This window comes from Leucobacter sp. Psy1 (genome assembly GCF_020096995.1).
In the GTDB taxonomy this organism is placed as follows: domain Bacteria; phylum Actinomycetota; class Actinomycetes; order Actinomycetales; family Microbacteriaceae; genus Leucobacter.
In genome coordinates, this window is sequence record NZ_CP083692.1 from 174638 (window position 1) to 199307 (window position 24670).

Consider the following 24670-nt stretch of genomic DNA (forward strand, 5'->3'; position numbering starts at 1 on the left):
CGAGGGGTGCTGCAGCGCTGATGGCGGCGGACGAGACACGGAGGTAATCCCATGCCAGAGACCGTGGCGAAGCGGGTGCGTCTCGACCGCGAGCTCATCGTGGAGGCCGCGCTCGAACTCGCGCGCAGCGAACCGCACGCCGACGTCACGTTCCGACGGCTCGGTGAAGCGCTCGGCGTCGACGCGACCGCCATGTACCGGCATTTCCGAAGCAAGAACGAACTCACCCGTGCCGCACTCGACCGTCTCAGGGCGATGACGACGGACTACGCGCGCAGCGTCCCTGGGACGTGGCGCGAGCAACTCGAGACGCACATGATGCGATTCGTCGAGGTCAGCCTCGAGTACCCGTCGATCGGCGCGCAGGCTGCGGTCATCGATCCGGTGGGCCCCGGCGACACCGGGACCGTCGAGTTCCTCCTCGAAAAGCTCACCGAAGCCGGCCTCGAGGGGGGTGCGCTCATCCGGGCGTACGCCGCGCTCTCGGGGTTCGCTCTATCGCACGGTGCGGCCCTGGCGCACGAGGTCATGGTGACTCCGGGCGCCGCCCGCGACGGCTCGATACCCTGGATCAGTACGTTCGGCACCGTCAGGCTCTCCGACTATCCGTTCGTCGACGCGCACCGCGACGCACTGCTCGCCATCGACGGCGTCACGGTGTATCGCGCCGGGATCGCGGCGATTCTCGACTCCGTCGAGCGGGGAACGGTCGCAGACGTCCGGAGCGGGCCGGCCGCGTAGAACTGGAGCGCGCGGGGCTGCTCCCTTCCGGGGGTATCGTGGGGGTACGCGAGAGTGCGCCGGCCCCGGGTGCCGGCACGGGAGGAGTGTGGCGGGTGGCTGACGATCGGGATCCCGGGACCCCCGAGGCGGTCGCCCTCCTGCAGGCCCTCATCCGCGAGGCGTGCGTGAACACTGGAGCGCCCGAGTCGGGCCAGGAGATCCGCAGCGTGCGGGTGCTCCAGCGGTTCTTCGCCGACACTCCGGTCGAGGTGCAGGTGCTCGAGGCATCGCCCGGTCGCGCATCGCTCGTCGCGCGGGTGCGCGGCACCGAGCCTGGTGCTCCGGCGCTGGGACTCCTGGGTCACCTCGACGTGGTACCCGTCGACGCTGCGGGGTGGACCCGCGACCCGTTCGGCGGGGAACTCGTCGGCGACCTCGAGCACGGCGAGATCTGGGGTCGCGGCGCCGTCGACATGCTCTACCTCACCTCGGTGTTCGCGTGCGTCGTGCGCGAGGTCGCGCTGGCGCCGACCCCGCCGAAGGGCGACCTGGTTCTGCTGGCCGTGGCCGATGAGGAGGCCGGAGGAGAGTTCGGCCTGCGCTGGCTGCTCCGTGAGCACCCGGCGGTCGTGCAGGTCACCGAGGTGCTCTCCGAGTCCGGGGGCATGCGCATGGGCGACCACGTCGCGATCGGTGTCGCCGAGAAAGGGTCGGCCGGCCGGCGTCTCGTGGTCAGCGGAGTTCCCGGGCACGCATCGATCCCGTACGGGGCGAAGAGCGCGGCGTTCGAGGTCGCCGAGGTGCTGCAGCGCTTGTCCGATGTGCAGCCCGCCATCGAGTTCGGTGAGCTGTGGGCGCGGTTCGTCGCCGCGCGCGTCTCGGACCCGGAGCTCGCCGAGCGGTTGCTCGACCCCGTCAGGGTCGACGCCGCGCTGCCCGAGATCGGAGGCATAGCCGGATACGCGCACGCGATCTCGCGGAACACGATCTCACCCACCGTCATCCGCGCCGGCCAGGCGCACAACGTCATCCCGGGAGAGGCCACGATCGACCTCGACATCCGCACCCTTCCGGGAACGACCGATGACGAGGTCGACCAGTTGCTCACCGAGATGCTCGGGCCACTGGCCAGAAGCGTCCGCATCGAGCACCTGCACGGCTGGGCGGCGACGGGATCCCCGATCGACACCCCGCTCTTCGCCGCCATCGAACGCGCCGTCGGCGACGTCGCCGGGGCGCCGGTCGTGCCGAACCTCGCCGCGGGGGGATCCGATGCGCGGCTCTTCCGCGACCGCGGAATCCCGGCCTACGGATTCGGTCTGCTCGAGCCCGACTGGTCATACGAGCGCTACCGGGCGCACATCCACGGCAACGACGAGCGGATCGGCGTGGGCTCGGTCGACCTCGCCCTGCGGGCACTCAGGCAGATCGTCGCCGAGCGCGTCGGCTGACACGGCGCTTCCCGCCGCCGGGCACCGGACGAAGCGCCGTGGCGTTCCAGCCCGGTGCGCCGCTCAGTCGAAGAGGTCGCCCAACCAGTCCATCCGCTTCTTCTTGCGGTATCGCGGATCGGCTCGGCGGTCGTACCCGCCCTCGTAGCCGCGATGCTCGCGATCGTCGTAGCGCGGTTGCCCGTACGGGTCGCCCTCGCGCCCGCGATCCCCGTATCCGCGCTGGTCGTAGCGCGGGTCGAACCGGGGGTCGTTTCCGGGAGCCTGTGCGGGCGGCGGCTGCACAGGCGGCTGCATCGGCGGCACGGGAGGGGCAGCCGACGGCGGTGCCACCGAGGGGGCCTGGACGGGAGTGGACGGTGCGGGGGGCAACGGCGGGGCCGGAGCCGCCTCCTCGCTCTCCACGCGAGCCTTCTCCAGAATCTTGTCGAGCTCACCGCGATCGAGCCACACGCCGCGGCAGTCCGGGCAGTAGTCGATCTCGATGCCCTGGCGTTCGCTCATGAGCAGGGTGGTTCCGTCTGCGGGACACTTCATGGGGATCAACGTACCGGCGTTCGCCGAGTGCATGCCGGGAGTGTTTCAGGTATGATGGTGTGGTTTGCGGCATTTTGCGCGCCGTGAACATCGCACCGCGATCCGGAACGGCCGGACCTGCGGGAGAACTCGTGCGGAACCGCACGCGTTCGAGGAAAGGAATCACTCATGGCGAAAGTCAAGAAGGTCACAGGTCTGATCAAGCTTCAGATCTCGGCCGGCGCCGCCAACCCGGCACCCCCCGTGGGTCCTGCGCTGGGTCAGCACGGCGTCAACATCATGGAGTTCTGCAAGGCCTACAACGCGGCCACCGAGTCGCAGCGCGGCAACGTGATCCCCGTCGAGATCACGGTGTACGAGGATCGCTCGTTCACCTTCGTCCTGAAGACCCCGCCGGCAGCCGAGCTGCTGAAGAAGGCTGCAGGCGTCCAGAAGGGCTCCGGCACCCCGCACACCGTCAAGGTGGCGAAGGTCACGACCGAGCAGGTCCGCGCGATCGCCGAGCAGAAGCAGGCAGATCTCAACGCGAACGATCTCGACCAGGCCACCAAGATCATCGCGGGCACCGCTCGCTCCATGGGCATCACGGTCGAGTAAGGGGCAGAACAATGGCAAAGTCAAAGGCATACCGCGCCGCTGCCGCGAAGATCGAGGCCGGCAAGTACTACGCTCCCGCTGAGGCAGTCGCCCTCGCGAAGGAGACCGGTTCCACCAAGACCGACTCGACCGTCGAGGTCGCCGTCAAGCTCGGTGTGGACCCCCGCAAGGCGGACCAGATGGTTCGCGGCAACGTCAGCCTGCCCCACGGCACCGGCAAGACCGCCCGCGTCATCGTGTTCGCGAACGGCGCTCAGGCGGAGGCGGCCATCGCCGCAGGCGCCGATGAGGTCGGCGGCGACGAGCTGATCGAGAAGGTGGCCGCCGGCTACACCGACTTCGACTCGGCTGTCGCGACTCCCGATCTCATGGGCAAGGTCGGACGTCTCGGTAAGGTCCTGGGCCCCCGTGGTCTCATGCCGAACCCGAAGACCGGCACCGTCACCCCGGACCCGGCGAAGGCCGTGTCCGACATCAAGGGCGGCAAGATCTCGTTCCGCGTCGACAAGCACGCCAACGTTCACTTCATCGTGGGCAAGGCATCGTTCTCGGCGGAGCAGCTCGGTGAGAACCTCAACACCGTGCTCGAGGAGATCTCGCGTCTCAAGCCGTCGTCGGCCAAGGGCAAGTACGTGCTGAAGGGTGCGGTTTCGACCACCTTCGGCCCGGGCATCCCGCTCGACGTCGCGGGTCTCTAACTCGCAGCTCTCTGATGGGCCCTCGCGCTTCGGCGTGGGGGCCCATCGGCGTTTCCGGGAGGATTTTCGGGGCCGAGCGGCGCAGGCTGCGCCCGGCGGCACGGGACGCGCCGAGCAGCGCCGAGCAGCGCGGAGCGATGCGCGACCGTTACTCGACGGTGACCCGCTACGGCGGGCGACGGATACACTGGAGACGTGTTTGGGTTCGGCTCCTCTGGGGGACGCGGGCGGTCGGACGGCACGCTGAGCAGAGCCGTCCACGCGCGCCTATTCGGCGTGCCCGGCGCTCCAGCGGCCGACGTGCTCGACCGGATTCGTGCAGTTCGATGAGCGCCAGCACGCCACGACCCCCGCGCATCTCGGGGTTCACCTATGTGCGTCCTCTGGGGTCTGGCGGATTCGCGCAGGTGTACCTCTACGAGCAGGACATTCCGCGACGGGTCGTCGCGGTAAAGGTACTCGGCGGCGGAGCAACTGAACCTGCGGCGCTGCGCTCGGCGTTCGAGAGCGAGGCCGACGTGATGGCGCGCCTCAGCAGCCACCCGTCGATCGTCTCGATCTTTCAGGCGAGCATCTCCCAGGAGGGGCTCCCGTATCTCGCCATGGAGTTCTGCCCGGCTTCGATGGGGGCGCAGACGAAGGGACGGCCGGCGCCGCTGGAGCAGGTACTCGACGCGGGCGTACGGATCGCAGGCGCGCTCGAGACGGCGCATCGAGCGCGCGTGCTGCATCGCGACATCAAGCCGTCGAACGTGCTCATCACGACGCTGGGGCGGCCGGTCCTCTCCGACTTCGGCATCGCTCTCGTCGCGGATCAGGCAGCGGCTGCCGACGCGCGCGCGGCCATGTCGATCCCCTGGTCGGCGCCCGAAGTGGTGCAGCTCGAGAGCACCGGCAGCGTGTCGAGCGAGGTGTGGTCGCTCGGCGCGACCCTGTATTCCTTCGCCGCGGGCCGTTCCCCCTTCGAGAAGCCGGAGCGGGCCCAGAACTCCCGGGAGAAGCTCACGGCGCGAATCGCCCGCGCCGCCTACACGCCCGTGCCTGACGCGCGCGGGTACGAGCCGTTCGACGCGGTGCTGCAGCGGGCGCTGGCCGCGCGCGCCGAGGATCGGTTCGCTTCCATGGCGGCGTTCGGTGAGGCCCTGCAAGAGCTGCAGCGCGGGTACGGCTTCGATGTGACGCCTCTGGAGGTCGTGGCCGACGGGTGGATCCCCAGGGCGACACCAGCCGAGAGCGGTGTGCGCGGCCCCGCTATCAGCGAAGTTGCGGGGCGACGGACGCGGGCGGAGGCCAGGGCCGAGCTGCGTGCGCAGCACCTGACGACGGATTCCGACGGCGTGGTGTACGACCGCCCCCCGATGTCACCGATGCGCGCTGGACTCATCGGTGCGGCGATCGGTGCAGCAGGGTCTGCCCTGATTCTCGTCGGGATCTGGGCGCTGCTGGGCGGTCTCGCGTGAGCGGCGGGGGAGCGGCGCCGGCGACGCGTCGACGACGCTCCACCCGCGTGTGGGTCGCCGGAGCCGTCTCTGCGGCCCTCGTGGCGACCATCGCCGTCATCGCGAACGGGTACGACGCCCGCGAGGTGCCCCGCGCGGAGCCGGGAGTGTGGGTCGCGAGGGATGCGGGCCAGTACGCGCGGGTGAACACGGACACCGGCGAAATCGACGCGGTCAGACGGGTGGAGAACCCGAGCGGGCTGGTGCAGTCGGGCGATCGCACCGCAGTGCTCACGCACGGCAACGGACGCGCGTGGCCGGTCGATGCCGCCTCGCCCGAAGACCTCGGCATCGACGACACCGCCGTCGACAGCGCCGGAGACGGTGAGGGTGACGGTGAGGGTGACGACGCCGGCGGGTCGACCGACGATGCCGAGACGGTCTCCTCTCCGGCCGAGGCCGGCGGTGGTGCGGTGAACCTGCCCCAGGGGGCGAGGGACGTCGTGACAGCGGGCGACTTCGTGGCGGTGAGAACCGAGTCGGGGCAGGTGTACGCCGGCGCGCTGCGGCCGGGGAACGAGGCGGGGACGAGCAGCCCGTACGGCGCAGAGGGGGGTGTCGCCCTCGCCGCTGAGCAGGGCGCCGAAGACCTCGGAAGCCGGCTCGCGAGCCTGACCGCAGTGGACGCCGCGTCCGGCGAGGCGACGGGCGCCGAGGACTCCGCACCTGCCGAGGACGCCGCGGCAGCCGCTGACGCTGAGGAAGAGGGATCTCCCGCGGCGCCCGAGCCGTTCTCCGCCGATGCCGTGGCGGTGACGGCTGACGGCGCGCTCGTCGCGTACGCGGCGGAGACCGGCACCGTCTCGACGTTCAACATCGCGCGGAACGCGCTCGAAGACGAGCACGAGCTTCCCGAGTCCTGGCACGGTATCGAGCGACCGCAGCTCGCGGTGGTGGACGGCGACTGGGTGCTGCTCGATCCGGAATCCGGCAGCGTGTACCGCGAGCGCTCGGGCGAGACCGCGCTTCCGCTCGACGGAGAGCCCCGACTCCAGGCGTCGGGTTCCTCGGGCGGCGTGTTCATCGCCGACAGCGCGGGGCTGCTCAGTCTGAACGACGACGGGGCGGCCGAACGCGTGGTGAACGCCGCAGGGGCGGCGGCGCAGCCGATCCCGATCGACGGGTCGATCGCCGCCGCGTGGCTCGGCCAGCAGAACGGCACGCTGTGGACCGGTGACGGTGAACCGGTAGTGCTCGACTACGACGATTCGGTCGAGGATCCTGGCGAGTTCACCCCCGTCTTCCGTGGGAACGGCGAGCGCGCCGTGCTGAGCGAGATGGGCACCGGCATGCTGTGGACGGTGCCGGACGGGGTGGCGATACCCCTCTCCCAGTGGGACATCTCCGATCCGCCGAAGGAGGACGAGGGCGTCGTCGTCGTCGACGAGGTGACGGAGCAGGTGCCTCCGACGGCGCAGGACGACGACTTCGGCGTGCGCGCCGGAGCGCCGGCGCAGCTTCCCGTGCTCCTCAACGACTTCGACGCGAATCAGCGTGACGTCCTCACGATCGTCCCGGAATCCCTGGAGTCCTCCCCGCTGCCCGCGGAGTTCGGGTCGGTGGAGCTTCTGCCGGACGGGCAGGGCATCGCCGCCGAGATCGCGGAGGGCGCTTCGGGCTCGGCGACCTTTACCTACCGGGTCACCGACGGAGCCCTTACGTCGGAGCCCGCGACCGTCACCCTCTCCGTCGCTGCGGAGGAGACGAACTCGGCGCCCGAGTGGTGCCCCGTCGTGGGCTGCCAGCGTGAGTGGGGCGTGCCTGCCATTGCTCCGGGCGGCACGCTCGTGGCTCCGCTGCTCGACGGTTGGGTCGACCCCGAGAGCGACGTGATGATCCTCGGGGGTGTGCGGGTCGCCGATGCCGACGCCCCGGTTACCGCGATCGTGACGGGAGACGGGCGTCTCGCCGTGCGGCACACCGACCCCAATGCCGGAGCGTCGGAGACCGCCCTCGAGGTCACGGTGCGCGACAGCCGCGGTGAGGAGACGACGCGCGAGCTCACGCTCCGGGTGCAGCCCGACGCCCCTCCCGTGTTCGCTGCGTCGGCCTCGACGGTGCAGGTGGACGAGCCGACCGAGATCCGGCCGCTCACCCGGGTGCTCGGGGGATCCGGGGCCTTCGAGATCACCGATGCCGCCGCTCAGGGTTCCGGATCGGGGCTTTCCGTGTCGCACCGCACCGACGCCGTCGAGGTGACGGCCGCGGAAGCGGGTGCCGCGCTGGTCTCGGTGACGGTACGCGACGTGGTGACGGGCCTCGAAGCGACGGGCGTCGTGAGGGTGACCGCGACTGAGGAGGCGCCGGAACTCGCCCTCCCTCCCATGCGCGCGTTCATTCGCCCACTCTCCGACGCCGTCGTCGATGTGCTCGACGCAGTACCCGGCGGTGCGGCGCGCACGCTGTCGGTCGCCGCGGCCGAGCCGGCCGACGGCGAGGTCGAGGCCGACGTGATCGAGCACCAGCGAGTGCGGGTCGCAGGATCCACACCGGATGGTGCAGCGGGTCGCGTCGGTGACGTCGACGTGACAGTGACGGATGGAGCTGACGAGGTTCAGGGTCGCCTGACGGTCTTCCAGGTGCCGGACTCCGATTCGGGCGGCACGGTCGCCGTGACCGACACGGCTACCGCGCGAGCGGGATCGGTCGTCGACATTCCCGTGCTGCGCAACGATGTCTCCGCAGCGGGTGACCGCCTGCTGCTCGACCCGGAGATCGTCGGCTCGGGGGCGGAGGGCGAACTCGCGTTCGCATCGGGTTCGACGCTCCGGTATCTCGCCCCCGAGGAACCGGGAACGTACCGGCTGAGCTACACCACGTACGGGGCGAGCCAGCCGGACGCGAGCGACGTCGGCACCGTCCTGGTGACCGTCGTCGCCGAGGGGTCGAACCGCGACCCTTCACCCGCGACGCTCACGGCACGAGTCGCGCCGGAGGAGCAGACCGACATCGCCGTGCCGGTGTCCGGCGTCGATCCCGATGGCGACCGAGTGCGCCTCATGGGCGTCGACCCGGGCGATGACCCCCGGGTCTCCGCGGTCGTCGGCTCCGACGGAGCGAGCATCAGCGTTTCCGCTGCGGGAGGCACTGAACCGGGAGTGCGCGACCTCGAGTACACCGTTCGCGACGAGGCGGGCGGCGAGGGCACCGGCCGCCTGCGCGTCGTCGTTGCCGAAACGGGCGGGCAGGGACGATCGCCGGTGGCGACGACCGATCACGTCCGACTGCCACCGGGAGGGACCCCGGTCACGATCCGCCCGCTTGACAACGACGTCGATCCCGCCAAAGGGACGCTCGCCCTGACGGCCGTCGAACCGAACGTCGCTGGCGGTGAGGACAGCGCCGAGTACCGCCGTCTCGCCGATCGTCTCGATACCCGGGAGCTCGCGCGCGGGCGGGTGGCGATCTCGGCGGGAGAGGATCTCGGGACCGTCTCGTACCGGTACACGACCCGGTCGAGCGCGACGTCGAGCACCGCGACCGGGCTCATCGTCGTCCACACCTCGGAACGCGTCGGCACGCAGGCGCCCGCCGTGTCGGACACCGTGCTGACCGTGGGGGACCGAGCCGCACTCGAGGGAGACGGCATCGACGTGCTCACCAGCAAGGTGCGCTGGGCGACGGGCGACCCCGACGCGCTGGAGCTCTCGCTGTGGGGGGAGAGTTCCGACCGCTACGGTGTCGAGGGCAGCAGGATCTCCGGGGACTACAACCCCGATGGCGATCAGGTGGTCTTCCGGCTCTCGGGCACTGATGCCACGGGCGCGGAGGTGACGACCTACGGTCTGCTCATCGTGCCGCCGCTCGACGAACTCCGGCTCACGCTCAAGCCGGGCATCCGGCCTCTCTCCGTCAAGGAGGAGCAGTCGGCGGATATGCGGGTGGCGACGCTCGTCGAGATCGCATCGGGAGACCGGATCGAGGTGCGCGACGGTGATCTCCGCGTCGGTCGGGCGCAGGCGGCATGCACAGCGGTGTCGGACACGACGGTGCGCTACACGGCTGGTGCGGGAGCGCCGTGGGACGACGTCTGCGTCATGGACGTGCGACTCGAGGGGCAGGAGCGCTGGAGCTCGCTGCCCGTCCCGGTCTCGGTGGTGCCGCGAGACCCGATCGCCGAGCTCCAGGGCATCACGCGCACCGTCGCGCCCGGTGCGAGCGAGACGGTCGCCCTCGCCGATATGGTCGTCTGGCGCGGCGAGCGCGCAGGATCGGCTGCCGACCTGAGCTTCGTCGCCGACGGCGGAGGCTCGCAGTTCGATACCAGGCTCGAGGGCGGCGCGCTGCAGGTCTCCGCGCGGGCGGACGCGACCCCCGGAAGGCAGCAACCCGTCACGGTGCAGGTGAGCGGCGCCGGCGACGCGCGCGGCACGCTCACCTTGCGGGTCGGCTCGGCACCCCGTGACCTGCCGCGCGGCGGCACGGTGGCGCTCCGCTGCACGGTCGGGAGCGAGTGCAGTACCGATCTCGTCGGCGTGGCCGGCGAGCACGACCCCTTCGCGGGGAAGAGCGGCGGAGGCCTGGAGGTGGCGTCGGTGAACGGTGGATCCTGCGCCGTCGGCACCCTCGTGAAGCAGGGCGATCGGGGCGTGCGCGTCGCGTGGGGCGACCGCACGACCGGGGGCACCTGCACCGCGGGATTCACGGTGCGCGATGCGCAGAACCGGGTGGGAGAGGGCACGATCGAGCTGGACGCGCAGGGGGTTCCCGACGCCCCCGCGAGCATCGCGCAGACGGGGTACGACGCGACGAGCGCCACGTTCACCGTCACACTCGGATCGCGCGCCGCGCACCCCGCCGTCACCGGTGTCGAACTGTCGGGCGCCGGGTCGACGAGTTGCGCGCCGCGGGGCGGCTCGGTGTACCAGTGCGTGGCCTCCGGGCTGCGCAGCGGTGAGCAGCACCGGTTCACCGCCAGGGCGGTCAACGATGTCGGTCGCTCCGATCCGTCGAACGGCGTCACGGCGTGGGCGTACGCAGCACCGCGCGTCTCCTCCGTCACGGCGACCGCGGTCAAGAACGCTTCGAATAGCGATCAGCGCTCGGGCGGCGTGCGGGTCAGCGTCGTCGGGTCGAGCGATGCGGCGTCCTTCGAAGTGCGTCTGGGAGGGTCGGTGCTCGGGACGATCCGGGGGCCGGAGGGGAGCGAGACCTACTCGGGGATCCCCGTCGGCGGGCAGACGTTCACCGTCACCCCGGTGACGCGGCACCAGGTGCCGAGCATCGGAGGTTCGCCGACCGGCTCTGCCGCGCAGGCCAGCGTCACTGTGATCGGAGCGCCGCGGCTCTCGGGAGCGGCCCTCGAGTCCACGGGAGCGACGAGCGCGCGGGTCGCGGTGCAGGGACTCGGCGGGCACGGCGGCGAGTCGGTGAGCACTCGCTTCTCGCTCGGGCCGGCCGGTGGCGGTGCGCCGCCGGACTGCGTGAACGGGCAGACGAGCGCCGACTTCGGCGGACTCGCTCGCTTCCAGAAGTATCGGGCGATGGCCTGCGCCGTGAGCGACTACGGGATCACCCGGCAGTCGAGCGCCGAGGTGCGTATCGGCGGTCGACCGGAGCCTCCGGGCGGCAGCCCCTCCTACGCTGTCGCGACGTCGCCGGCCGGCAATGGCACCGGTACCGTTCGCTATGCCGTGACGCGCGAGCCGTCACCGACGGCGATCGATGGCGCGACGCTGCAGTACCGCATCGACGGTGCGGTCGTTCCCCGATTCGCGCTGACCGAGGATCGTGAGCACGAGGTCGCGGTGCGGCAGTGCGTGGACACCGCTGACGAGGCCAGCTGCTCGGACTGGACCGAGGTGCGCGCCGAGACGGTGAAGGCACCGGTCTCGGTGAGCACGAACGGTCAGTGCTTCACCTCGGAGACGGAGAACGCCGCGAGCCTCGTGAACATCTCCGCGGCGGCGCGCCCGCACGCGACCGTCACGGCAGGAGAGCCGGACGGCGATACCGTTCTCTTGACCGTCACCTGGGGCGGTGGCTTCGCCCCGCTCTCCGCAGCCACGCTGACGACGTGCGCGGAATGAACCCGCCCGTTTCGACCCACCCGACCACTCTGATGAAGGAGCCTCGCGCATGAACCCCGAGCCGCAGCAGTCCACGGCCGACGACGCCGCCCGTCAGCCGGTCATCACGCCGGATCAGGCGCAGTGGGTGGCCCAGGTGTTCGACGCCTGCTCCGACGCCATCGCGGAGGTCATCCACGGCAAGCGACGGGTGATCGAGCTGGTGTTCGCGAGCGTGCTCGCCGGGGGCCACGTGCTGCTCGAGGACGTGCCAGGCACCGGCAAGACCGCGCTCGCCCGGGCGCTGGCGCAGGTGATCCACGGCACCTCGACGCGCATCCAGTTCACGCCCGACCTGCTGCCGAGCGACGTGACCGGAATCTCGGTGTACGACCAGCGCGCCGGCCTCTTCGAGTTCCACGCCGGCCCGGTCTTCGCGAACGTGGTGCTCGCGGATGAGATCAACCGAGCGAGCCCGAAGACGCAGTCCGCCCTGCTCGAGGTCATGGAGGAGGGTCGCGTGACGGTCGACGGCACCTCGCACGACGTGCCGACTCCGTTCCTCGTCATTGCGACTCAGAACCCGGTGGAGCAAGCCGGCACATACCGGCTTCCGGAGGCGCAGCTCGATCGGTTCATGATCAAGACCTCGGTCGGATACCCGGACGAGGCGGCGATGATGCGGATCCTGCAGGGCGCGCGTGGGCGGAGCGAGCCGCTCGAGCCCATCGCCTCGACGAACGTCATCGAACAGGCGCAGCGGTTCGCGGCCACCACGCACGTCGGCTCTCTGGTCGCCGACTACGCCGTACGACTCGTCGAGGCCACGCGCCGAGCGAGCGAGGTGCGGCTCGGCGCGAGCGTCCGCGGCGCGCTGGCGCTCGTCCGGCTCTCCTCGGCGTGGGCTGCTGCGCACGGTCGCCACTACGTCACGCCTGACGACATCCGCGATCTCGCGGTGCCTGTGCTCGCGCACCGTCTCATCCTTGAGCCCGAGGCGGAGTTCGACGGCGTTACGGCCGAGCAGATCGTCGGCCAGGTGCTCATGGACGTCGAGGTGCCCCAGGAGAACGGAGGGGCGTGAAAGCGAGGACTTCGCGCGCGCCGGTCTCCGCCACCGGGACGCGCGGTCGCACCATCGGGACGACCCGCTGGGGCGACACGACGCGCGCGGGCGGGGGCCAGGGCGGTGCTCCATCGCGCCGCACGCGGTTGCGGCGCTGGTGGCGTCGGTCGCGGGTGCGGGTGACGCGACGTGTCCGCCGCGTCACGCGAACGGTCACCGCCCCCGGCTGGTTCGTGATCCTCGCCACGCTGGGGGCTACGGGCGCCGCGCTCGGTGCTGGTTGGGTCGAGGCGGCGTTCCTCGCCGTCGTCGGGGCGGTGCTGCTCGTCACGGCGGTCCCCTTCCTCGCCGGGAGCCGCTCCTATCTCATCAGGATCGTGATCGACCGTGACCGGGTGGTGGTCGGCGATGAGGTCAGCGCCGTGGTCGAGGTCGAGAACGGCGGCGCGCGGCCAGCGTTGCCCGCGACCGCCGACCTGCCGGTGGGGGAGGCGCTGCGCGAGCTCGCGATCCCCTTCATCGGGCCGCGGGGGGCCGTGCAGTTGCCGGTCGAGATCGCTGCCGCCGAGCGCGGGGTCTTCGAAGTGGGGCCGATCACGCTGTCCAGGCGCGACCCGCTCGGCCTGCTGCATCGGGAAGCGAGATGGCGCGACCGGCACCTGGTCCACGTGCACCCCCGCACGGTGACGCTCCCGCCGGGATCCGCCGGACTCGTCCGCGACCTCGAGGGCGCGGCCAGTCGCCGCCTGACGGACGCGGATCTCTCGTTCCACGCCGTGCGCGAGTACGCCCACGGCGACGCACGGCGGAACATCCACTGGAAGTCGACGGCCAAGACCGGCGTGCTCATGGTGCGCCAGTTCGAGGAGTCACAGACGGCACGCACGGCGATCCTCTTCGATGCGGTGCGGGCCGGATACGGGAGCGGTCAGGAGTTCGAGCTCGGCGTGAGCGTCGCTGCCTCGCTGTCGCTCCAGGCCGTTCGCGAGGGGCGCGAGCGCTTCGTCGCGTCGCAGTGGTCCTCCGGGCGCGTGCGCCCGAGCGTCGACGGACTCGAGGAGCTCCCCGCCCAGACGTCGACGATGCTGCTCGACTCCTGGGCGGAACTCGCCCACGCCGACGAGGAGGCGCGTCCGCTCGACGAGCTCACCCGTCAACTCGCCAGGTCCAGACGTCCGCTCTCGGTGGTCTTCGCCGTCACCGGGTCCGGTGCGTCAGCGGCGCGACTCCAGCGAGCCGCCACCGCGTTCGACCCCGGCGTCGCCGTGATTGCGATCCGCTGCGAACTTCTGGCCGACCCGCATGCGCGGCGTGCGGACGCCTGCACCGTGCTCACGGTCGGCATGCTCAGCGACCTGCCGAGACTGCTCCTCAGGGGAGGCGGCGCATGAGCGCCGAGCAGGTGCGCGACCGCGCGGGCGCGGAATCCGGCGAGCGGGTGCCGGCTCGAGCCGGGCGCCGAGCGCGAGCGGCCGGATCGTCTCTCGGCGCCGCCGCGCTCGTGCTCGCCGTGATCCTGTTCGCCGGGATCGCTGCCGAGCCGCTGTACGACACCGACTTCCGGTGGATCACGGTCGGCGTCGGCGGGCTGCTCGCCGGTCTCGTCACCTGGGCGGGGATCCGATGGCGCTGGGGCGCATTCACGATCCCGGCACTCTTCGCGGCGTTCGCGATCGTCGTAGTCCCGCTCGCCGTACCCGATACGCCGTTCGACGACGCCGCTGCCATCCTGCGCGGCCTCATCGACGGTCTCGCAGCGGTCGCGCTGGGCTGGAAGCAGCTCCTCACACTCGACCTCCCGGTGGGTACGTATCAGGCCGTGCTCGTCCCGTTGCTCGTCACCGTCATGCTCTCCGCCTCGGGCGCGACGGCACTCGCGCTCCGCGGAGGGCGAGCCGCGCCGGTCGCGGCCGTCGGGGTGATCCTCCCGGTGGCGTTCGGCACCGCGTTCGGACCTGCCGAGGTCAGTGAGCCCCTCGTGCTGCAGGGTTGGGAGCTCGCAGCTCCCCGTGAGCTCGCGATCTGGTTCGCAGCCGGAGCCGTGGCGACGGCCTGGGTCGCGTGGTCGGCCGGAGCGGCGAGGCGACGGGCCATTAGGCTCGGACGCGCCTCGGCACGAGCGACCTCGCGGATGGCGGTGCGCCGGGTGCGGGGCAACCGTGCGGCGCGAGGCCTGGCCGGGGCGGCCCTCGTCGTCGTGGCGCTGGCCGCGGGCGCGGCGTTCGCACCGACCGTCGCGGCCGACGACCGGCGGGTACCGCGTGACCGGGTTGATCCGGAACTCGTCGTTCGCGAGCAGACGAGTGCGCTCGCGTCGTACCGGGCGTGGAAGCGCGACGGAGCCTACGACCAGTCGCTTTTCTCGGTCTCCGTCGACGGTGCCGCCCCGCATCGACTCAGACTCGCGGTGCTCGACCGTTTCGACGGTGTCGATTTCTCCGTCGGAGATGTCGCGGACACGGGGCGTTTCACTCGGTTCCCGACGGGGGACCGGGTCGAGGATCCGACCGAGGTGCAAGTCAGATTCGACGAGGGGTATCGCGGGATCTGGATGCCGCTCGCGCCGCCGCTCGCCGCACCCCCCGAGTTCTCGGGTCCGCGCGCGGCCGACCTGACCGACGGCTTCTACCTCAATCGGTCCGCGGGGAGCGGGATCGCGGTGCCGAACGGTGCGGGCGTGCGACCCGGGGACGCGTTCACGGCGTCGATGAGCGCGGTCGCCGATGCGTCCCTCGACGACACTCCGGCGCATACTGAACCGGGGATCGACCTGGAGGCGATGCCGCAGCTCGACCGCTGGCTCCGCGCGCAGGCGCTCCCCGCGAGCGGACCGGGCCTCGCACAGGCGATCGAGCGCCTGCGCGAGCGCGGTTATCTGAGTCACTCGCTCACGGACGGCGAGGGGGAGAACGACTGGCTCGTCCCGCTCTCCGAGACCTACGGCACTCGCTTCGTCACCAGCCCTGGCGGGCACTCCGTCGCCCGGCTGGAGACGCTCTTCGAACAGCTCGCGGAACAGCAGAGCACGGCGGGAGAGGGCGCCACCTCGGAGATGCTGGTCGCGGGGATCGGCGATGACGAGCAGTTCGCCGCGGCCGCCGCGCTCGTCGCGCGCGCCATGGGCTTCGACTCGCGCGTCGTCGTGGGGGTGCGCCTCGACGAGGGCGTTCCCGGTGTTCCCGCGTGCGAGGCCTCCTGCGCGGGGCAGCACGTCGGAGCCTGGGTCGAGGCGCGCGGGGCCGACGGGGTGTGGGCTCCCTTCGATGTGACGCCGCAGGTGGAGACACCGCCGCGCACCCTCACCGAGGGGGAGCGGTACCCGGAGTTCGCGACGGTCCCCGAGGAGCGCGACGCCTCCGTCAGCGACCCGCCGATCGGCGCGAGCGACTCCGAGACTGACGATGCCGACCGGGAAGAGGCGGAGGACTGGGCGGCATGGCTCGAGGCCGCACGCATCGCCGGGCTCTCCCTCGCGGCCGTCCTGCTCCTCGCGCTGCCGTTCGTCTTCATCCTCGCGGTCAAGGCGCTGCGACGCGCGTCCAGGCGCCGAGCGCGCATCCCCGAGGTGCGGGCGCTCGGAGCCTGGGACGAACTCGTCGACCGGCTGTCCGACCTCGGGCAGGAGGGCGCTGTCGCCGCCCGCACCGAGACCAGGCGAGACCTCGCGTACCGGCTCGCGCTGACCGATGGCGACCGACTCGTCGCGGTCGTCGACCGAGCGGTCTTCGCTCCCGAGAGTGTCGCTGCCGCCGAGGCCGATGCGCTCTGGGACGCGGTCGACCACGAGCTGGATGCCCGGAAGCGGGCGGCGGGACGCTGGGGCAGGATCCGCGCAGCGTGCTCCCTCGCCTCATTCGGCGTGCCCCGACTGGTCCGCCGCCTCCGCGAGCGGTGGACCGACAGGAGGTCGGCATGAAGCCCGTGTACGGCCCGCGCTCGCCGCAGACGCAGACGCCCGCGCCGGGGTCGGTCGAGGCCGGCGGGCGGATCGGACCTCCGCCGCCCGATCCCGCCCCGACGGAACAGCTGAACCAGCGTGCCGATCGCGCTTCGCTGCCGACCACGCGTCGCATCGCGGCGCGGTACCGCGCCGTCGCCCTCGGGGGAGGACTCGTCGTGCTCGCGGTGTCGGTGACCGGGCTCTGGGTGGTGGCCGGTCTCGCATTCGGCTGATGCGCGCTGGTCGGCGATGACACGCTAACATGGCAGCGTAATGGATTCGTGATGTGCTGCAGCCCGTGAGGAGCCGATCCCGTGATCAGTCGTGTGCGACGTCGCCGGCGATCAGGCGCGCGCGCTCGCACCGGGCCCATCGGGTGACGCGGTGGGATTATCCGGAGTGCTCGCGCCGATCCTGACCATCTGGTCGCTCGTCGGCATCGCCCTGCTGGTCTGGTACCTCTGGGCGCTCGCGCGGCTCTTCCCGCGCATCGGGCTCCCGGCGTCGGCCGGGTGGATCCCGGTGTGGAACCAGTGGCGTCTGCTTGATCGCGCCGGCCTGCCGGGATGGCTCGCGGTCCTCGTCGTGATCCCGGTGGTCGCCGTCGTGCCCTACGTCTGCTCCATCATCGCGATGCACCGATTGAACCGTGCAGCGGGGGTCGGTGCCGAGTACACGGTGCTCGGCGCGTTCCTGCCTCCGCTCTGGGCGACCCTGCTCGCTGCCGAACTGAGCGAGGACGCACCGTTGACGCAGCCGCTCGTGCCGCAGGCGGCTCCGGCCGCCGCACCGCAGTCCGCTCCGACCTACGCCCGCGCCGGTGAGCGGGCGGTCGCTCCGGAGGCTGCTGCGCACGCCGGACTTCCCGGGCTCCCGCAGCAGCAGGCCCAGCCGGACGCCGTTCCGCAGCCGTACCGGTCCCAGCACAGTACGCCGCCGTCGGTCGCTCCGGCGTTCCTCGGCGAGGTCGATGCGGCTGCATCCGCCTCTGCCGGCCCGGTGCAGCAGCCCGACCCGCCGCACGAGCCCTGGCGAGAACTCGGCGTCGGTGACCTGCCCGCCGCACCGGCCTCGCTGCGCCCGGAAGCGGATCGAGACCGCCCGGACGGCCAGGGGCGACCGGGACCCCAGGGGCCGGGGGAGTGGTGGCTCGGACTCACGACGGAGCAGGAGTTCGCGCGTCTCGCGGCAGAGGAGCAGCGGCCCCAGCAGGCGCCCCTCCGGCCGACCACCCCGCTGCGCGCGTTCGCGTGGCCGGGCCCCGAACCGGTCCGAGATGCGGAGCCTGCTCCCGGCGGAACCGAGTCCGCGCCTCCGCTGCACCCCGTTGCCGAGCCGGCAGCGCAGGCCCAGGCCCCGCACGCTCAGGCGCCTGCCGCAGCGGCGCCTGGAGAAGCCCCGTTGCGCCCCGCATCCTCCGCGGATGCCACGCCGGCGGAGACCACCGACCCCTCGCGGAGATTCCGTCCGCCGGTGCACCGCGCGCCTGAACCTGAACCTGACGGGTCGGCTCAGGGCCCCGAGGTGCCTGCTCCGGAGTCCGAGGACTTCGCAGGTCTCGATGACGACCTCGAACAGACCGTCGTCGCTCGGCGTCCGCGATCCACGGGCTGGATCATCGAGCTGGAGGACGGCACGACGATCCCCCTCCCGGCCGACGATGTCGTGATCGGGCGGAAGCCCTCGGCAGACGGGGTTCCCGCCGTCGCGATTCCCGATCCGAGCCGGACGCTGTCCAAGTCCCACGCGCGGTTGCGCCGCTCGGGCGAGGTGTGGACGATCGAGGATCTCGACTCGACGAACGGCGTCGCCCTCGTGCACGAGGACGGCCGCGAGGAGGACGTCGCACCGCGCACCGCGACCGTCGCGACCCGTCGACTCATCATCGGCACGATGCGCGTCGTGCTCACACGAGAGGGCAGCGCCGAGTGAGCGAGCAGGAACCCCGGGTCGCCGCAGCCGCGCGATCGCACGTGGGCATGCACCGGACGGTGAACGAAGACTCCGTGATCGCGGAGGATCCGTACTTCCTCGTCGCGGACGGACTCGGCGGCCACGAGGCCGGCGATCTCGCGAGCCAGGCGGCTGTGTCGGTCTTCGCGGAGGAGCTCGGCCGCCCGGCCGCGCTCCCGGCCATCGAGTACGCGATCGAGCGTGCGCGCGCTGCGGTGCTGGACGTCTCCCGGACGACCTCCCGCGGCGCGGGCACCACGCTGTCCGGCGTGATCCGGTGCGAGCACGACGGCTTCCCCTGCTGGTACGTGGTCAACGTGGGCGACTCGCGGGTCTACCTGCTGCGGGGCGGAGCGTTCACGCAGCTCACGTCGGACCACTCCCTCTTCGCCGAGTTGGAGGCGGCCGGGCGCTCCGAGGCCGCGGACGTGCCGCGCAACGTGATCACGCGAGCCCTCGGCGCCGGGGACTCGCGGCACGATTCCTGGCTGCTGCCCATGCAGACGGGGGACCGTATCCTTGTATGCTCGGACGGGCTCACCAATGAGCTCACCGACGAGGAGCTGCGCGGCGTACTCACCGTCGGCGGACGACCCGAGTCCGTCGCGGATGAACTCGTGCAGCGCGCGTGCGAGGCCGGAGGCCACGACAACATCAGCGTCGTGGTGGTCGACACCCTGTTCGCACTCGAGCCGCCCCCCGACACCGGTGGGACCGACGCTCAGTCGTGGGACTCGTCGTTCGTGGACACCGCCGACGACGCGACGCGCGACGCGTCCGGGCGCTGATCCGCTCCGCCCGAACGCCGCGAGCCCGCCCGGTGCTCGGGGCGCCGGGCGGGCTCGCGGTTCAGCATGCCGGCGTTCGCGCCGGCGACGGTGTCACTTCTGGACGACGAGCAGACTCTCCGTCTCCGTGAACTCGTTCTCGATGTTCTCGTCGCGACGGTACGTCGCCAGGCTGACGACGACCGCGGTCAGGGTCGCGAGGATGAAGCCGGGCAGCAGCTCGTAGAGGTCGAACAGGCCGCGCTCGAGGTTGCTCCAGACGAACACCGTGACCGCTCCGACGACCATCGCGGCGAGTGCGCCCCAGTTGGTGAGCTTGCGCCAGTACAGGCTGAGGATCACGATCGGTCCGAAGGAGGCGCCGAAGCCTGCCCAGGCGAAGCTCACGAGGCCGAGGATCGAGTCGTTCGGGCTCACTGCGAGGAGCGCCGCAATGATTGCGACGCCGAGCACGCAGAGGCGGCCGAGCAGCACGAGGTTCTTCTCAGCGGGCGGCGTCTTCTTGAGGACCTTGTACAGGTCCTCCACCAGCGCGGACGAGCACACGATGAGCTGGCTCGAGAACGTGCTCATGATCGCGGCGAGCACGGCGGCGAGGACGAAGCCGGCGAACAGCGGGTGGAGCAGCGCCTGAGACATCATCAGCACGATCGTCTCGGGATCGGCGAGGTCGATGTTGTTCTGCGCGACGTAGGCGACGCCCACGAGACCGGCGAACACGGCACCCGACAGCGACAGGACCTGCCAGGTGATGCCGATACGGCGTGCGCTCTTCGCCTCCTGCGGTGAGCGCAGCGCCATGAATCTGACGATGATGTGCGGCTGGCCGAAGTAGCCGAGACCCCAGGCGAGGCCGGAGAGGACTCCGATCACCGTGACGGAGGTCAGGCCGGTTCCGCCGAAGATATCGAAGTGGGTGGGCTCCAGGGTGCGGACGAGCGACATCGCCTCGCCGAAACCTCCGACCGAGAAGACGGCGATGATCGGCACGAGCACGATGGCGGTCACGAGCATGAGGCCCTGGACGACGTCGGTGAGCGATGCACCCAGGAAGCCCCCGAAGAGCGTGTAGGCGAGTGTCACCGCGGTCACGATGACCATGCCCCAGATGTAGTCGCCGTCGAACGCGCTCTGGAAGAAGACGCCGCCGGCGACCATTCCCGACGAGACGTACAACGTGAAGAACACGAGAATGATGATGCTCGAGACGACCCGGAGCAGCCGGGTCTTGTCGCGCAGACGGTTCTCGAAGAAGCTCGGGATCGTGATCGAGTTCTGCGCCACCTGCGTGTACGCCCGCAGACGCGGTGCCACGACCAGCCAGTTGAAGTAGGCGCCGAGGGTCAGGCCGACGGCGATCCACGCTTCGATCAGGCCCGCGAGGTAGATGGCTCCGGGAAGGCCCATGATGAGCCAGCCGGACATGTCAGAGGCACCCGCGCTGAGCGCCGCGACCCACGGCGGCAGGTTTCGCCCGCCGAGCATGTAGTCCTCATGGCCCGAGGTCCGGCGGTATGCCAGGTAGCCGATGAGGAGCATCGCGACGAAGTAGATCCCCAGCGCGATGAAGAGCCAGACTTGGTTGGACATCAGTGTCCCCTTTCTGAGGGTCCGTCGTGTACTGTCCGATGCCCCACAGGCGTGAGCGGCATCACTAGCGTGCCAGGTACGGCGCCGATTTCAGTTCCCACGGACCACGGGAAGCGAAATCGAGTCTGTTTTGTGACACGGGAGGGGTGGAGACTCGGCCACCCCTCCCGTACTCGTGCGTGGTTAGAGCACTCCCTCCGAGATGCGGCTCGGCGTACCGAAGCGGTGCGCCGTGATGGAGACGGCCTGTTCGTGCAGGTGGGGCAGCATTTCCACGCGTCCGGCGGAGACGACCTCACCGCCGTAGACGGCGATGTCTGGCTTGCCGTTCGCGGCGCGGAACACCTGGGCGACCTGCTCCTCGCGGGATGCCCCTGCAACGACCCTGATGCGCTCGCTGGCGTGCGGTCCATCCTGCGCCGCCATGCGGGTGACCCGCTGCTTCCACGCGTTCTCATCTTCGAAGTGGACGGTCACGTGCGCGGTGCTGAGCGCCTCGAGCACCGGCTGCGGCAGCGCGACGGGGGAGCTCACGGTCGGGTTCGCGTTCGCCGCGAGTCCGGCCGCGATGGCGCGCAGCGTGTGGTGGAGCGGGGCGTCTGCGGCGATGCGGATCGTGACGGGAACGGGCCGGTACCTGAGCAGGTTCCGCTCGAGTCCGAGCTGCGAGGCGTCGCGCGCGATGCCGAACTCGTCGTCCCACGCGTGGGCGTCCGAGCTCACCGCGGCGCGCAGCCACTCGAGCTCGTCGCCAGAGACGCCGGCCTGCTGCGCGGCCACCACGAGCGATGCGGCGGCGCGGCGCGGCGCGCGGAGCTCGCTCCGCACCGGCGCGTCCGTCCAGTCGCCGAGACCGTGCAGGTAGTTCGGGCCGCCGGCCTTCGTGCCTGCGCCGATCGCCGACTTCTTCCAGCCGCCGAACGACTGGCGACGCACGATGGCGCCCGTGATGCCGCGGTTCACGTAGGCGTTGCCGGCTTCGATGCGCTCGAGCCAGTGCGCGATCTCGGCGCGGTCGAGGGAGTGGAGGCCGCTCGTGAGGCCGTACTCGATCTCGTTGACGATGTCGATCGCCTCGTCGAGGGTCTTCGCGGTCATGATGCCGAGGATCGGGCCGAAGTACTCGGTGAGGTGGTACTCGGATCCGCGGCGGACGCCGTCGCGCACGCCGGGAGTCCAGAGCTTCTCCTGGCCGTCGGCGTCCACTGAGAGCGGGCCGGCGTCGGTGACCGGCTTCGGGCGCACGATCCAGGATTCTCCGGCGCCGAGCGTGGTGAGCCCGCGGAGGAGCTTGCCCGAGGGGGCCGCGATGATCGGTCCCATCTGGGTCTCGAGCTGGTCGGGGGTGCCGACCTTCAGCGACTCGACGGCATCGATGAGCTGGCGCCTGAAGCGCTTCGACGTGGCCACCGAACCGACGAGGATCACGAGCGATGCGGCCGAGCACTTCTGGCCGGCGTGGCCGAACGCCGACTGCGCGACGTCCTTCGCGGCGAGATCGAGGTCTGCGTCCGGGGTGACGATGATCGCGTTCTTGCCGCTCGTCTCGGCGAGGATCGGCAGGTCCTTGCGGAGCTCGCGGAAGCTGACCGCGGTCTCGTACGCGCCGGTGAGGATGAGGCGGTCGACGCGCTCGTCAGCGACCAGCTTCGATCCGAGCTCGCGCCCGGCGAACTGGACGTACTGCAGCACGTCGCGCGGCACACCGGCCTCCCAGAGCGCCTCGATCATGACGGCACCGGTGCGGGCCGATGCCGAAGCGGGCTTGAAGATCACCGATGACCCCGCGGCGAGCGCGGCGAGGGCACCGCCGGCGGGGATTGCGGTCGGGAAGTTCCACGGTGGAATGACGGCGGTGAGCTTCTTCGGCTGGTACACGGCACCGTCGACCTGTGTGACGGCCTGGCCGAGGGCTGCGTAGTAGTGGGCGAAGTCGATGGCCTCGCTGACTTCGGGGTCGCCCTGGTCGAGCGTCTTGCCGCACTCCGAGCCCATGACCTCGAGCAGCGCTGCGCGACGCTCCTCGAGCTTCTCGCCCGCGCGGTGGAGGATGCGGGCGCGCTCGTCGGCGCTCAGCGCCTGCCACTCGTCGGCTGCGGCGATACCGCGGGTGATCGCGGCCTCGAGCTCCTGCTCGTCCGAGATGCGGGACGACTCGACGAGGTCGGTGCCGAGCGTCGAGTCGACCATGCGGTTCGCGATCTCCCGACCCCAGGCGCGGTTGCTCGGCAGGTCGGGGTCGGTGTCCGGGGTGTTCTGGAAGGCGTCGTATCCGCCGTCGGTGAGCTCGGCGATGCGGGCTTCGGCGCCCTCGGCGTCGTACGCGCGGCGATCCTGATCGCGATTCGGCCGCGGCACCGAGAAGTGCTCGGGGTCGCCGTCCGCCGTGATGCCCGAGAGGTCCTCGAGTGACGCCAGGAAGCGGCTCTTCTCGCGCTCGAACAGCTCGGTGCTGTCGTTGAGCTCGAACACGGCGGACATGAAGTTCTCCTGGCTCGCGCCCTCCTCGAGACGGCGGATGAGGTAGGCGATGGCGACGTCGAACTCCTCAGGGTGCACGACGGGCGTGTAGAGCAGCAGCGAGCCGACCTCGCGCTTCACGGCCTCCGCCTGCCCGGTGGCCATGCCGAGGAGCATCTCGACCTCGATGCCGTCCTGGGCGCCGCGGGCCTTCGCGAGCAGCCAGGCGAGGGCGATGTCGAACAGGTTGTGGCCGGCGACTCCGATGCGCACGTTCTTCACTCGCTCGGGGGCGAGTGCGAAGTCGAGCACGGCCTTGTAGCTGGTGTCCGAGTCCTGCTTCGACCCCCAGGTGGCGACCGGCCAGCCGTGGATCGCGGCGTCGACCTGCTCCATCGGCAGGTTCGCGCCCTTGACGACGCGCACCTTGACCGGCGCGCCGCCGGCGGCGACGCGCTCCGCCGCCCAGTCCTGCAGGTCCATCATGGCGCCGAGTGCGTCGGGCAGGTAGGCCTGCAGCACGATACCCGCTTCGAGTGTCGCGAACTCGGGGCGGTCGAGGATGCGCTTGAAGACCGCGATCGTGAGGTCGAGGTCCTTGTACTCCTCCATGTCGAGGTTGATGAATTTCTGGGGAGTCGCCTGTGCGGCCTTCGCGAAGAGCGGCACGAGCTGCTGCTCGATGTGGTCGACCGCCTCGTCGAAGGCCCAGTGGTTGTGGGGCGCGACAGTGGAGGAGACCTTGATGGAGACGTAGTCGACATCGGGGCGGTCGAGCAGGCGGTGGGTGCCTGCAAGGCGGCGCTCGGCCTCGTGCTCGCCGAGGATCGCCTCGCCGAGCAGGTTGATGTTCAGTCTGACGTCGTCGCGCTTGATCTTCGCGATGGCCGGGCCGAGCTTCGAGTCGGTGGCATCGATGATGAGGTGGCTCACCATCTGGCGCAGCACCTTCCGCGCGATCGGCACGACGACCTGGGGCAGCGGGCGGGCGAATGCGCCCCCGAGCCCGATGGCGCCGCGGAGCGGGCTCGCCAGAAACTTCGGGGTCAGGGGCACGAGCTCGGAGAGCTTCTTCGCCGCGGCCTTGAGGTCTTCGGGGCGCACGACGCCGTCGACGAAGCCGACGGTGAAGTCGAGTCCATTGGGGTCGCGCAGCACGCCGGCGAGGCGCTCGGCCGAGGCATCGGCCGGAACCTCCGCCGCTTCCGTGAGCCAGCGGCGCACGAGCGCGATGGCATCATCCGCGAGGTCTTGCGGGCGGATATGGGTTGCGGTAAGGGCGACAGTGCTCACGGCAGGCCTCTCGAACGTCGGTATAGGGGAATGCCCCCAGTTTGCGACCTCGAATCCCTCAAGTAAA

General features: G+C 70.9%; 15 protein-coding genes. 12 read left to right on the forward strand and 3 right to left on the reverse strand.

What is annotated here, in order from left to right:
* Positions 1-51 precede the first annotated feature (51 nt).
* A complete protein-coding gene (locus K8P10_RS00870) occupies positions 52-741 on the forward strand; it encodes a TetR/AcrR family transcriptional regulator (RefSeq protein ID WP_224779923.1) in 690 nt (229 codons plus the stop codon).
* A 95-nt stretch (positions 742-836) separates the two neighbouring features.
* Positions 837-2174, forward strand: coding sequence for a M20/M25/M40 family metallo-hydrolase (locus K8P10_RS00875; RefSeq protein WP_224779924.1), 1338 nt, complete (start codon positions 837-839; stop codon positions 2172-2174).
* A 63-nt stretch (positions 2175-2237) separates the two neighbouring features.
* Here the strand turns inward: K8P10_RS00875 and K8P10_RS00880 are convergent, their stop codons facing one another.
* Positions 2238-2744 carry a zf-TFIIB domain-containing protein gene (locus K8P10_RS00880; RefSeq protein WP_370631919.1) on the reverse strand — a complete coding sequence of 169 codons (507 nt, stop codon included), beginning with the start codon at positions 2742-2744 and terminating at the stop codon, positions 2238-2240.
* Positions 2745-2879: 135 nt separating this feature from the next.
* On the opposite strand from K8P10_RS00880, the gene rplK reads away from it, so the two are divergent.
* The 10 genes from rplK to K8P10_RS00930 all read left to right on the forward strand — a co-directional run bounded on the left by rplK (position 2880) and on the right by K8P10_RS00930 (position 19260).
* On the forward strand, positions 2880-3308 hold the full coding sequence (gene rplK / locus K8P10_RS00885; protein WP_224779925.1) for a 50S ribosomal protein L11: 429 nt from the start codon (positions 2880-2882) through the stop codon (positions 3306-3308).
* 11 nt (positions 3309-3319) lie between these two features.
* Positions 3320-4006: a 50S ribosomal protein L1 gene (gene rplA, locus K8P10_RS00890; RefSeq protein ID WP_224779926.1), complete on the forward strand. Its 687-nt coding sequence runs from the start codon at positions 3320-3322 to the stop codon at positions 4004-4006.
* Between the two features lie 326 nt (positions 4007-4332).
* Positions 4333-5466: a serine/threonine-protein kinase gene (locus K8P10_RS00895; RefSeq protein WP_224779927.1), complete on the forward strand. Its 1134-nt coding sequence runs from the start codon at positions 4333-4335 to the stop codon at positions 5464-5466.
* Positions 5463-11534 (forward strand): Ig-like domain-containing protein, encoded by a 6072-nt coding sequence (locus tag K8P10_RS00900; RefSeq protein ID WP_224779928.1) that lies wholly within the window; start codon positions 5463-5465, stop codon positions 11532-11534. Before K8P10_RS00895 ends, K8P10_RS00900 begins: the two co-directional genes overlap by 4 nt.
* A gap of 49 nt (positions 11535-11583) precedes the next feature.
* Positions 11584-12597: a MoxR family ATPase gene (locus tag K8P10_RS00905; RefSeq protein WP_224779929.1), complete on the forward strand. Its 1014-nt coding sequence runs from the start codon at positions 11584-11586 to the stop codon at positions 12595-12597.
* Positions 12594-13970 (forward strand): DUF58 domain-containing protein, encoded by a 1377-nt coding sequence (locus K8P10_RS00910; protein WP_224779930.1) that lies wholly within the window; start codon positions 12594-12596, stop codon positions 13968-13970. Before K8P10_RS00905 ends, K8P10_RS00910 begins: the two co-directional genes overlap by 4 nt.
* Positions 13967-16495, forward strand: a complete 2529-nt coding sequence (locus K8P10_RS00915) for a transglutaminase domain-containing protein (protein WP_224779931.1) — start codon at positions 13967-13969, stop codon at positions 16493-16495. Before K8P10_RS00910 ends, K8P10_RS00915 begins: the two co-directional genes overlap by 4 nt.
* Complete coding sequence (locus K8P10_RS00920; protein ID WP_224779932.1) at positions 16492-16752, forward strand: hypothetical protein; 261 nt, start codon at positions 16492-16494, stop codon at positions 16750-16752. The genes K8P10_RS00915 and K8P10_RS00920 overlap by 4 nt, the downstream gene beginning before the upstream one ends.
* Positions 16753-16843: 91 nt before the next feature.
* Positions 16844-18451, forward strand: a complete 1608-nt coding sequence (locus K8P10_RS00925; protein WP_224779933.1) for a DUF5684 domain-containing protein — start codon at positions 16844-16846, stop codon at positions 18449-18451.
* On the forward strand, positions 18448-19260 hold the full coding sequence (locus K8P10_RS00930) for a PP2C family serine/threonine-protein phosphatase (protein WP_224779934.1): 813 nt from the start codon (positions 18448-18450) through the stop codon (positions 19258-19260). Before K8P10_RS00925 ends, K8P10_RS00930 begins: the two co-directional genes overlap by 4 nt.
* 93 nt (positions 19261-19353) lie before the next feature.
* Here K8P10_RS00930 and putP read toward each other — a convergent pair whose 3' ends face one another.
* Together putP and K8P10_RS00940 are read right to left on the reverse strand one after the other, a co-directional pair.
* Positions 19354-20850, reverse strand: a complete 1497-nt coding sequence (gene putP / locus K8P10_RS00935; RefSeq protein WP_224779935.1) for a sodium/proline symporter PutP — start codon at positions 20848-20850, stop codon at positions 19354-19356.
* A 183-nt stretch (positions 20851-21033) separates the two neighbouring features.
* Entirely contained in the window at positions 21034-24603 is a 3570-nt protein-coding gene (locus K8P10_RS00940) for a bifunctional proline dehydrogenase/L-glutamate gamma-semialdehyde dehydrogenase (RefSeq protein WP_224779936.1), read from the reverse strand.
* Between the last annotated feature and the right edge of the window lie 67 nt (positions 24604-24670).

Bases quoted from the DNA above. Each gene is read 5' to 3' on its own strand.
- K8P10_RS00870 (WP_224779923.1), top strand. From the start codon at position 52: ATGCCAGAGACCGTGGCGAAGCGGGTGCGTCTCGACCGCGAGCTCATC.
- K8P10_RS00920 (WP_224779932.1), top strand. From the start codon at position 16,492: ATGAAGCCCGTGTACGGCCCGCGCTCGCCGCAGACGCAGACGCCCGCG.
- rplA (WP_224779926.1), top strand. From the start codon at position 3,320: ATGGCAAAGTCAAAGGCATACCGCGCCGCTGCCGCGAAGATCGAGGCC.
- K8P10_RS00905 (WP_224779929.1), top strand. From the start codon at position 11,584: ATGAACCCCGAGCCGCAGCAGTCCACGGCCGACGACGCCGCCCGTCAG.
- K8P10_RS00880 (WP_370631919.1), bottom strand. From the start codon at position 2,744: ATGCACTCGGCGAACGCCGGTACGTTGATCCCCATGAAGTGTCCCGCA.
- rplK (WP_224779925.1), top strand. From the start codon at position 2,880: ATGGCGAAAGTCAAGAAGGTCACAGGTCTGATCAAGCTTCAGATCTCG.
- putP (WP_224779935.1), bottom strand. From the start codon at position 20,850: ATGTCCAACCAAGTCTGGCTCTTCATCGCGCTGGGGATCTACTTCGTC.
- K8P10_RS00915 (WP_224779931.1), top strand. From the start codon at position 13,967: ATGAGCGCCGAGCAGGTGCGCGACCGCGCGGGCGCGGAATCCGGCGAG.
- K8P10_RS00895 (WP_224779927.1), top strand. From the start codon at position 4,333: ATGAGCGCCAGCACGCCACGACCCCCGCGCATCTCGGGGTTCACCTAT.